The organism is Nocardia elegans NBRC 108235 (assembly GCF_001612845.1).
Lineage (GTDB): Bacteria > Actinomycetota > Actinomycetes > Mycobacteriales > Mycobacteriaceae > Nocardia > Nocardia nova.
Map to the genome: position 1 here is coordinate 1 of NZ_BDBF01000041.1, position 10,337 is coordinate 10,337.

At 68.0% G+C, this 10,337-nt stretch carries 10 protein-coding genes; 5 read left to right on the forward strand and 5 right to left on the reverse strand.

Going from position 1 to position 10,337, the window contains the following annotated elements; all coding sequences use genetic code 11:
- The 3 genes from NE2_RS25965 to NE2_RS25975 form a co-directional block, all read left to right on the forward strand.
- On the forward strand, positions 1-1,582 hold a 1,582-nt coding region (locus tag NE2_RS25965; protein ID WP_063030301.1), incomplete at its 5' end, for an LCP family protein.
- A gap of 33 nt (positions 1,583-1,615) precedes the next feature.
- On the forward strand, positions 1,616-2,272 hold the full coding sequence (gene lexA, locus NE2_RS25970; protein WP_063030289.1) for a transcriptional repressor LexA: 657 nt from the start codon (positions 1,616-1,618) through the stop codon (positions 2,270-2,272).
- 216 nt (positions 2,273-2,488) lie between these two features.
- Positions 2,489-3,484: an alpha/beta hydrolase gene (locus NE2_RS25975; RefSeq protein ID WP_063030303.1), complete on the forward strand. Its 996-nt coding sequence runs from the start codon at positions 2,489-2,491 to the stop codon at positions 3,482-3,484.
- A 34-nt stretch (positions 3,485-3,518) separates the two neighbouring features.
- Here NE2_RS25975 and NE2_RS36750 read toward each other — a convergent pair whose 3' ends face one another.
- From NE2_RS36750 to NE2_RS25995, 5 genes are all read right to left on the reverse strand, one after another.
- Positions 3,519-3,743 (reverse strand): hypothetical protein, encoded by a 225-nt coding sequence (locus NE2_RS36750; protein ID WP_063030291.1) that lies wholly within the window; start codon positions 3,741-3,743, stop codon positions 3,519-3,521.
- Complete coding sequence (locus tag NE2_RS37730) at positions 3,698-4,180, reverse strand: SDR family NAD(P)-dependent oxidoreductase (RefSeq protein WP_373862284.1); 483 nt, start codon at positions 4,178-4,180, stop codon at positions 3,698-3,700. Before NE2_RS37730 ends, NE2_RS36750 begins: the two co-directional genes overlap by 46 nt.
- Before the next feature lie 315 nt (positions 4,181-4,495).
- On the reverse strand, positions 4,496-5,854 hold the full coding sequence (locus tag NE2_RS25985; protein WP_063030293.1) for a family 1 glycosylhydrolase: 1,359 nt from the start codon (positions 5,852-5,854) through the stop codon (positions 4,496-4,498).
- 83 nt (positions 5,855-5,937) lie between these two features.
- Positions 5,938-7,971, reverse strand: coding sequence for an ArnT family glycosyltransferase (locus NE2_RS25990; RefSeq protein ID WP_063030295.1), 2,034 nt, complete (start codon positions 7,969-7,971; stop codon positions 5,938-5,940).
- A gap of 104 nt (positions 7,972-8,075) precedes the next feature.
- Positions 8,076-9,338, reverse strand: a complete 1,263-nt coding sequence (locus NE2_RS25995; RefSeq protein ID WP_063030297.1) for a KasA/KasB family beta-ketoacyl-ACP synthase — start codon at positions 9,336-9,338, stop codon at positions 8,076-8,078.
- Positions 9,339-9,606: 268 nt separating this feature from the next.
- Between NE2_RS25995 and NE2_RS26000 the strand changes: the two genes are divergently transcribed.
- Positions 9,607-9,879: a hypothetical protein gene (locus NE2_RS26000; RefSeq protein WP_146165168.1), complete on the forward strand. Its 273-nt coding sequence runs from the start codon at positions 9,607-9,609 to the stop codon at positions 9,877-9,879.
- Between the two features lie 102 nt (positions 9,880-9,981).
- Positions 9,982-10,337, forward strand: a 356-nt coding sequence (locus NE2_RS26005; RefSeq protein ID WP_157110967.1) for an NAD(P)-binding protein, incomplete at its 3' end; no start/stop codon positions are given.

Below are 10,337 nucleotides of genomic sequence, written 5' to 3' on the forward strand. Positions count from 1 at the left end.
GCCGAATCGGCGGGCCCGCCGCGCTCGCACCGCACCGCCGCCGCGACCGAATCGCGGGGGTAAGGCCGTGCGGGTCGGTGGTCGTGTGCTGGCCGCGGTCACGGCCGTGGTCGTGGTCAGCGGCACCGGCCTGGCCTACTACACCGAACGCAGCGTCGATCAGGGTTTCACCCGGTCCAATGCGATCAGCGAGGCCGATGCCGCCGCCCTCGACGGCGATCTGAACATCCTGTTGATCGGCCTGGACACCCGCAAGGACCAGAACGGCAACGACCTGCCCAAGAACATCCTCGACCAGTTGCACGCCGGTGACGGCAGCGAGGGCGGCTACAACGCGAATTCGCTGATCCTGGTGCACATTCCGAAGGATCTGAAGAAGGTCACCGCGTTCTCCATCCCGCGCGACGACTACGTCTCGGTCTCGGGCATCCCCGGCTACGACCACGCCAAGATCAAGGAGGCCTACGGGCTGAAAAAGGCCTCGGTGGAACAGAAGCTGGAGAATCAGGGCGTCAAGGACAAGGTCGAGCTCGAACGCCAGGGCCGCGAGGCCGGGCGCGAATCGATCGTGCAGACGGTCAAACAGCTCACCGGTGTGCCGATCAACCGGTTCGCCGAGATCTCGCTGGTCGGCTTCTACGATCTCGCCAATATCCTCGGCGGCGTCGACGTATGTCTCAACCACGCCGTCGACGACGAGTACTACTCCGGCGCGGTGTTTCCCGCGGGCCGCCAGCATCTCGACGCCGCCAACGCGCTGTCGTTCGTGCGTCAGCGGCACGGCCTCGACAACGGCGATCTCGACCGCACCCACCGCCAGCAGGCATTCCTGACCTCGGTCGCCAAACAGCTCAAGGATTCGGGAACGCTCACCAATATCGGCAAACTGCAGGACCTGATCAGCGCGGCGCAGAACGACATCGTGCTGTCGCAGGGCTGGAACCTGCTCGACTTCGCCCAGACCCTCGGCCGCGCCGGATCCATACCGATCGAATTCCAGACCCTGCCGGTGAAGGCCTACGACACCGTCGACGGCCAGGACGTCAACATCGTCGACCCGGCCGCGATCAAGAAGACCGTGCGCACCGCCTTCGGCGTGGCAGAACCACAATCGAGCGCCCCGACGACCACCCCCACCAGCACCATCGACGTCGTCAACGCCGGCGGCGCGAGCGGCATGGCGGCCAAGGTGTCCACCGCACTGGTGGACAAGGGCTTCCGCAAGGGCAATGTCGGCAACGCCACCTACAGCGACGGATCCAGTTCGGTCGTGTACTTCGGCTCCGGCGCCGACACCGACGCCACCCAGGCCGCCGACATGCTGGGCGGATTGCCCACGGCCGCATCGAAATCCCTCGATCCGGGGACGGTGAAGATCGTGATCGGCAGCGACTTCAGCATGCCCGACAGCCTCACCTCGTCCTCGGCGTCGTCAGTGACGACCACCGACCCCACCACCGGGCTCACCACGACCACCAGCGGTGGCAGTTCGGCGTCGACCACCGCCACCACCGACGATCGTCCCGACTCCGGTAAACCGGTCACCACCAGCATCGGATCCGACATACCCTGCGTGAACTGAGGCGCCGCCGCGGCGGCCGTCTACGATTCCCCGGTGACCGGATACGACGACGCATACGACCATCTCGACACCTCCCGGCTGCCCGAGCGGCAGCGGCGCATCCTCGGCGTGATCCGGGATGCGGTGCAGCGCAACGGGTATGCGCCGTCGTCGCGGGAGATCGCGGCCGCCGTCGGACTGAAATCGGGCTCGTCGGTGTCGAAACACCTGAAGGATCTCGAGGACAAGGGATTCCTGCGCCGCAGTGCCAGCGTCTCCCGGCCCATCGACGTACGCCTGTTCCTCGCCCCCGCCGAAAGCCGTGGCGGCGAACAGGATTCGGTGATCGTGCCGGTGGTCGGCGATATCGCCGCCGGCGCCCCGATCCTCGCGGAGGAACACGCCGACGACCAGCTCACCCTGTCGCGGCAACTGGTCGGGCGCGGAACCGTATTCGGGCTCCGAGTGCGCGGTGATTCGATGATCGACGCCGCGATCTGCGACGGCGACATCGTGGTCGTGCGCCGCCAGCACGAAGCGCATTCCGGGGACATCGTGGCCGCGATGATCGACGACGAGGCCACCGTGAAGGTCTATCGCCGGCGCAACGGCCATGTCTACCTCGAACCCCGCAACCCCGCCTACGACGTCATCGACGGCGACCGTGCGGTCGTGCTCGGCAGAGTCGTGTCCGTGATGCGACGAATGTGACGACCTGCTCGACGCGCCCGCCGAACCGATCGCCAAATGGTTGCCGCTGAATTAGTCTGCCCAGGCAGGGGAACGCGCGAGACCGAACGGGATTCGGAGGTGCACGTGGCCAGCAGTATTCGGGCAGGCAGATCGGCGGTGCGAGAGCGGGTACGTGGGAGCACCTGGATCGCGACGGTCGCGGCCGCGGCGGTGCTGGCCGCGGTATCGGCGACCATGGCGGCGGGACCGGCCGCCGCCGCGGGCGATCCGGTCGTCGATTCCGGTGCCCCGCTGGCACATCCGGTATCCGCCGACGGATCCAAGATCGTCGACTTCTCGGTCGTCGACGGCCGCAACGTCACCTTCAAGGTGTACTCCGCGGCCATGGACAAACCGATCACGATCAACGTGCAGCGGCCCGCCGACGCCTCCACACCGCGTCCGGTGCTGTATCTGCTCAACGGCGCCGGCGGCGGTGAGGACAGCGCCACCTGGGACAACAAGGCCCCCGACGCGCTGAAGTTCCTCGCCGACAAGGACGTCAACGTCGTCCAGCCCGTCGGCGGCGCCTGGAGCTACTACACCGATTGGCGCGCACCGGATCCGAAGCTGGGCGTCAACAAGTGGCGGACGTTCTTCACCGAGGAACTGCCGCCCATCATCGACGGCGCCCTGGGCACCAACGGCCTCAACGCCATCGCCGGGCTGTCCACCTCCGGGACCTCGGTGCTGCAGTTGCCGATCGCCAAACCCGGCCTGTACAAATCCGTTGCCGCCTACAGCGGTTGCGCCCAGATCAGCGACCCCGTGGGCTACACCGCGGTCAATCTCGCGGTCAACGTGTGGGGCGGCGGTAACACCGTGAATATGTACGGGCCGCAGAACGATCCGATGTGGGCCGCCAACGATCCGTATGTGCACGCCGACCAGCTGCGCGGGCTCAACCTGTTCATCTCCAGTGGATCCGGACTGCCCGGGCAGTGGGACACTCTCAACGGGCCCTACACGCTGCCTGGACCGGGCGGCCTGGCCAATCAAGTGATCATCGGCGGCGTGATCGAGGCCGCGGTCAACTACTGCAGCCACAACCTGCAGGCCAAGCTCAACGGTCTGGGCATTCCGGCGACCTACGACTTCACCCCGACCGGAACCCATTCCTGGGGCTACTGGCACGACGCGCTGATCCAGTCGTGGCCGGTCCTCGCGGCCGGGCTGCAACTTCCCGCCTGAGCGGCGAACGTCTGGTTCGGCGCCGCCCGACAGCTCATCGATCCACTGCCGCGAGAAGTTCGGCGTTCGCGTTCCACAGCCGTCCGGCCAGTTCTTCGTCGAGACCGGCCTTGCCTTGCCGGGCGACCGCCGGATAGCCACGCAGGCCGCCCGGCCCGCCCGGCCCGTCCCGGGTACGTGTGGCGGGGATGTCCATCACACCCGCATGGTTGATCAAGATGTCGAGGTCGCCGGACCATGCCTCGGCGAAGGCGCGCACGGAGCCGAGCTCCGCGACATCGAGCGTCGGACGTCGAAGATGCCGGGGAGGTCCGCGACGGCGCGGCGGGCCCGCTGCGTGCCACGGACACCCAGCACGACATGTGCTCCGGCACTTGCGAGTTCTCGTGCGGTGATCAGGCCCAGCCCGCGGCCGGCGCCGGTGATCACCACCGTCCGTCCTGTCATGTCGGGAAGTTCGTTTCTGCTCCATGGGGTACCGCACAGTTCGCCACGACCTGCAGGTTCAGCATGTGAGTCCCGGGTTGATGCGCGTGATGGACGGCCTCTGCGACATGCCGGAGCAGGTGATGGGAAACGTTGCTGCAGACCCCGTCCGCGGTGGCCCTGCTGGGCACACAGACGGGATACACCGGCCGCTCGCGTAGCGCGGCGTTCCGCTGGTTCACCGATCCGGGCGCCCGGTGGGAGCGTCATGAGGTGGGTCTGCGTTCCAGCGACACCAAGCGGTTCGTCCACCCCGAGATCGGGCGGCTGGACCTTACTGCCAGCTTCTGCTCGAGCCGGATCAGGGACAGGCGCTTCTCATTTCACCGCTACCCCGGGTACCGAGAACCAGCAGAAGCTCGCCTTGCTGAAGGTGCTGGGCGTCGAAGGTGCTGGGCGTCGAAAAGTTCACGGTCGCCCTCGAGTGAGAGGGCAGGGGTCGGCAGACCGGTAACCCGCCTGCCCTGGCCGCGGTATCTCCGTATGCGGAATCGATCGCGTGGTGCGCCCGCCGGGGGCGGGTGGTTACGGGCTCGCTGTGGCGGCCGGATCCGCGCCCGACAGCATCACCGGCTCGTCGCAACTGGCCGGCGGATCGACCTGGGAACAGGCGACGGGGGCGCGGGTGGGCCGGTAATCGGCGGGCACCCCGCCCGCGCGCACGAGTGAGGCGAACACCTCCACCGCGTCGGTGGGCCGGCGCACCAGATCCGGATCGGAGGTGACATCGACGGTGTAGAGGCCGAAACGGGGTGTGTAGCTGCCCCATTCGTAGTTGTCGGTGAGGCTCCAATAGTTGTAGCCGCGCACATCGATACCGTCGGCCTTGGCGCGCTGGATCCAGTACACGGTGTCGCGCAACTGGTCGGCGCGAGTGTAGCCGTCCGGGCGGGGTTTACCGTTCTCGGTCGGCATCCCGTTCTCCACCACGTACAGCGGTTTGCCGGGGAACTGGCGGGCATAGCGGCGCAGCGCGTAGTAGACGCCCTCTGTCTGCAGCGGCAACTCCCACATCGCGGGCGCACCGGCCGAGGTCGCCGACGAGCCGTCCGCGGCCGGAGTGGGGCCGAAATAGTAGTCGACGCCGACGAAGTCGAGTTTGTCGCGCACCTTGTCGATATACGGCTGATTCACCTCGGTATCGGCGCCGGGTACATAGCCGATGTTGCTGGTCACCATCGCCTTCGGATATGCGGCGTGAATGTCGTCGTAGATCTGATTGTGGGCCTGCGCCAGCCGGTCCATCGCCGCCGGCCACTCCTCATGCGAGAGGGCGCCGATGCGGATCTCGGTGCCGAGATAGGCGGCCGGTTCGTTGATCGTGACCCAGATCGGATCGCGAGAACCATAGCGCTGCACCACTTTCCGCGCATTGGCCAGCCAGTCGTCGACCATGGCCTGGTTGCGCCAGCCGCCGCGGTCGGCGGCCCAGCCCGGATACACCCAGTGGTCCAGGGTCAGCATCGGGGTCATGCCCGCGGCGTAGACGGCGTCGACGATCCGGTCGTAGCCGGCGAATGCCTGCTCGTCCCATTCGTCGGGATGGGGCTGCACCCGGGCCCATTCGATACTCATGCGGAAGCTCGTGGCGCCCAGCTGCGCGGCGCGCTCGATATCGTCGGCGTAGGTGTCGAGGAAGCGCACCGAATCCCGATACGGTTCGGCCGCCCCGGTCGCGATGTAGCGGGTCCAGTTGCTGTCGGGGGCGTGGCCTTCGGTCTGGAATCCGGATGTGGCCACTCCCCACACGAATTCGGGGCCCAGGGGAGCGAGAGCCGACGCCGCCCGGCGGACGGGGTCGGCGCCCGCGCGGACCGGCAACAGCAGCGCGGCGGCTGCGGCCAGTCCGGTGGCCAGCACCTGGCGGCGGTTCGGCTCTCGCATCCGGCAATCGTAGCTGCGAGATTGCTGAATTCCGGTGTGCGCAAGGGCGTGTCGAGCGGGTGATCGGCCGCTCGACGCCGGGGTCAGTGCGGCGGTGCGGTGAGGTCGAAGACCTCGAGACCGCCGAGGTGTTGCGACGTGTAATGCGCCGACACCCAGGCATAGATGTCTGTGTTGCCGACCGGATGCCACATCTCGGGCTCCGCGTCGGTGGCCGGCGGGTTCGGCGCGATCGCCGGAGTGTGCGCGCCGCCGGGGGATCGGTGCTGGTCATGCGTTCGCCACGAGTCCGGCAGCTTCATCTCGGGCGCCAGATAGTAGGTGATCCGGTGGTCTCGGACCATGTCCTGGAATCCCGCCACGGTGGGGACCGGATCTTCGGAAGTGAATCCGCCGATGGCGATCACCGGTGTCCGGCTGGCCAGTTCGAGCCCGGCCGCCGGTCCCGAGCGGTCGATAGCCGCCGACCACGTCGTGTGCGTCGCCCGCAGCATCTCCACCAGCTTCGGATCGGTGTCGGTGCCGCCCATCAGCATGCCGATCTGGCGGCGGAACGGATTCAGCGCCTGCGGCAGGTCCGGATGCGCCGGCCCGACGACCGGGCTGCCGCCGGTATGCGACTGCGGCAGCGTCGCCACCGCATACGCGCTCGACCCGGCCGTCGCGGCCAGCACACCGGCGCCCACGGCGACCGCGACCGCGCGGGCGGGCACCCGTCGCGACAGCACCGGCAGCGCCGTCAGCAGGAGAGCGGCGGCGGCCACGACGGTCACCGCGAGGATCGTCCATCGCAGCCACGGCTGCCAGTCCGCATTGCGATCGAGCAGGACGAAGCCCCACACGCCCCCGGCCACAACGAGTCCCGCCGCCCCGGCCCGGCCCCACATCCGATCCCGGCAACGCCACACCTCGGCCAGGCCGAGGACGAAACTGCCGACCACCGCGGGCGCGATGGCCAGGGTGTAGTAGGCGTGCATGCCGCCCTTCATCGCCGAGAACGCCACCCCGTCGATCAGCAGCCACAGCCCGAAAACCAATGCCGCCCCGCGCACGAGGTCGGTGCGCGGATACTTCCAGCGAGTGATCAGCACGACGACGAACCCCAGCACGGCCGCCGGCAGCAGCCACGAGATCTCGAAGCCGATCTCGCCGGTGAACAACCGCTGCGGGCCGGACCCGAAACCGTTGAGGCCGCCGCCACCCATATGCGGCAACTCGTATCCCGGCGGCAGTTCGAAGGGTTTGCGCCCGGCGTGGTTGTGTCCGAGGTAGCGGGCGAAACCGTTGTAACCCAGCACCAGATCCATGAACGTGTTGTCCTTGGAACCGGCCAGATAGGGGCGCGAATCGGCGGGCCACAGAATCGTCAGCAGCACATACCACCCCGACGAGACCACCAGCGCCACCGCCGCGGCCAGCAGATGCGCGATCCGTTTACCGATACCCGCCGGCGCCGCCACCAGATACGCCACGCCCAGTGCGGGCAGCACCATCAGGCCCTCGAGCATCTTCGCCAGGAACGCGAAACCCAATGCGACACCGGCTAATACGAGCCAGCGCCGGCTCGCGTGGCGCAACGCGCGCACGGTGCAGTAGGCGGCGGCGGTCATCAGCAGCACCATCACCGCATCCGGATTGTTGAACCGGAACATCAACGCCACCACCGGTGTCAGCGCCAGCAGCAGACCGGCCAGCAGACCAGTGCCGCGGCTGCCGGTGGCGCGGGTGATCGCGCCGTACATCAGCGCGACCGCCGCCACCGCCATCAACGCCTGCGGAACCAGCATGGAGGCACTGGAGAAACCGAACAGCTGCCCGGACAACCCCATCACCCACTGCGAGACCGGCGGTTTGTCGACGGTGATGAAGTTGGCCGGATCCAGCGACCCGAACAGCAGCGCCTTCCAGTTTCGCGACCCCGACCACGCCGCCGCCGCGTAGAACCCGTTGCCCATCCCGTTGACGGTGATGTTCCACAGATACGCGGCCGCGGTGGCGGCCAGCAGTACCACCAGCGCGAGCCGGTCCCGGCGCCGCGGCGGTGGCAGATCCGGATCCGGCGGACGCGCCGATTCGGGCGATACGGGCACGGCGGTGTCGGCAGTCGTCACTGTCACCGCGGGAGCGTCTCAGCCCATCCGGTGACCACCCTGTCCGAACCCTTGGAGATTGCTGTGAGTCCGGCGCGATCGGGCGAATCGGGCGCCGAAACCCGTTGCGGTCAGTAGCGGCCGAACAGTACCGCCGCGTTGTGGCCACCGAATCCGAAGGAGTTGTTCATCGCGAACTCGACGTCGGTGTGCCGCGGTTTGTCGTGCACGATGTCGAGGTCGACCTCGGGGTCCTGGTTGTCGAGGTTGAGCGTGGGTGGGATGACCTGATCACGCAGTGTCAGCACCGAGATCGCGGCCTCGAGCGCGCCCACCGCACCCACCGAATGCCCGAGCGCCGACTTCGGCGCGTAGACCGCCGGATGGGTGCCGATGGCGGCGGCGATGCCCTTGGCCTCGGCCAGATCGCCGATCGAGGTGCCGGTGGCGTGGGCGTTGACGTGATCGACATCGGCGGCGCTGACACCCGCGGTCTCGATGGCCCGGCGCATCGCCCGGGCACAGCCGAGGCCCTCCGGGTCGGGGGCGACCATGTGGTACCCGTCCGCGGTCAATCCGGCGCCGAGCAGCCGGGCCAGCGGTGTCGCCCCGCGCGCCAGCGCATGCTCCTCCGATTCGAGCAGCAGCAGCGCGGCGGCCTCACCGAAGACGAAACCGTCCCGGTCGCGATCGAAGGGCCGCGACGCCCGTTCGGGTTCGTCGACGCGGGAGCTGAGCGCGCGGGCCATGGTGAATCCGGCGATCGCCATCGGGTTGATGTAGCCCTCCACCCCGCCCGCGACGACCATGTCGGCATCGCCCAGCACGATCGAGCGCCACGCGTGCACCAGCGCCTCGTTGCCCGAGGCGCACGCCGACACCGGCGTCACCAGGCTCGCGCGCGCCCCGATGTCCAGGCCGACCACGCCCGAGACGCCGTTGGGCATGCTCATCGGCACCGCGAACGGGGACACCTTGCGGTAGCCGTGTTCGCGCATGGTGTCGTGGGCGTCGACGATGACGTCGGCACCGCCCAGGCCGGTGCCGATGCAGACGCCGAGGCGGTCCTTGTCGACCTCGGGTGTCCCCGCGGTCTCCCACAGCCGCTGACCCATCGCGTACGACATCTGCTGGACGTAGCACATGCGGCGCTTGCGCACCCGGTCCAGATCGGTGGTGGGGTCGTGGATCAGTTTGCCGCCGATCGCATTGGGCAGATCGTGGCGGGTGATGTCCTCGTCGGTGAGGACCTTGATCCCGCTGGCGCCGGAAAGTAGCGCCTGCCAAGTACTTTCGGTATCGGCGCCGATGGAGGTGGTGATCTCCATCGCGGTGACGACTACCTCACGGAAGCCGCCGTTGCGGGTGCTGAAATTGGTATCGAGCGTACGCACGGTCGTCGATTCCTCACTGTCGGTCCCTCATTTCCCCGGACACGAAACTCGGCGGCACCGGCGACCGTCGACGACCTCGCCGTCATCGGCCGGCCGACCCCTCGCGGGGGCGGTGGTGCGCCTCGGTCAGCGTAGCCTCCGACCGCTCACGAAGGACCCGAAACGGGGATGCCAGAAATTTGCCACAGGGGTACCGTTGAGGGTCACGGATGGGTGCGTCCGCAGCGGTGCGCCCGACCGGACGGGCGAGGGGAAGGGCGTGCCCGCGATGACTGTCAACGCTGTTCACGACATTTTTACGGCTCAGCTGGACAACGTGGGGCCGCAGGCGCCACCGGGCGCGGGGGTGACGACGGTACTGCTTCGAAATCTCATCTGGTTGCATTTGCTGGCAACGGCGATCGCGGTCGGTTGCTGGGTCCATCTGGCGAGTCGGCGCGGGGTCGCGCGGGCCAGGGTGTCGCGGGTGGCCGTCGGCGTCGTCGCGATCGGGCTGACCACCGCGGGAGCGGGGGAGATACTCGGCGCGGCCATGCACTGACTCCGCCCCTGCCGCGACTAGACGTAACCAGAAATAACACGTAATCTTCGGGTATCCGGACGGCGAGGTCCGGGCTCACATTCGGACGAAACGGATACCTCAATGACGCGGCATGTCGACGTGTTGATCATCGGTGCGGGCCTGTCCGGGATCGGGATGGCCTGCCATCTCAGCCGGGAGAACACCGGACGCAGCTACGCGATCCTCGAACGGCGCAGCGCGATCGGCGGCACCTGGGACCTGTTCCGCTACCCGGGCATTCGCTCGGACTCCGACATGCTCACCTTCGGCTACGGCTTCCGCCCCTGGATCGGCACCAAGGTGCTCGCCGACGGACCGCATATCCGCCAGTACATCGCCGACACCGCCGAGGAATACGGTGTCACCCGCCACATCCGCTTCGGCCGCAAGGTCGTGAAGTCGAGCTGGTCCAGCACCGAACAGCTGTGGACCACCGA

What these genes read in the sequence shown, in the direction of transcription:
- NE2_RS26000 (WP_146165168.1), top strand. Translation starts at nt 9,607, where the DNA reads ATGACTGTCAACGCTGTTCACGACATTTTTACGGCTCAGCTGGACAAC.
- NE2_RS25975 (WP_063030303.1), top strand. Translation starts at nt 2,489, where the DNA reads ATGGCGGCGGGACCGGCCGCCGCCGCGGGCGATCCGGTCGTCGATTCC.
- NE2_RS37730 (WP_373862284.1), bottom strand. Translation starts at nt 4,180, where the DNA reads ATGACGCTCCCACCGGGCGCCCGGATCGGTGAACCAGCGGAACGCCGC.
- NE2_RS25985 (WP_063030293.1), bottom strand. Translation starts at nt 5,854, where the DNA reads ATGCGAGAGCCGAACCGCCGCCAGGTGCTGGCCACCGGACTGGCCGCA.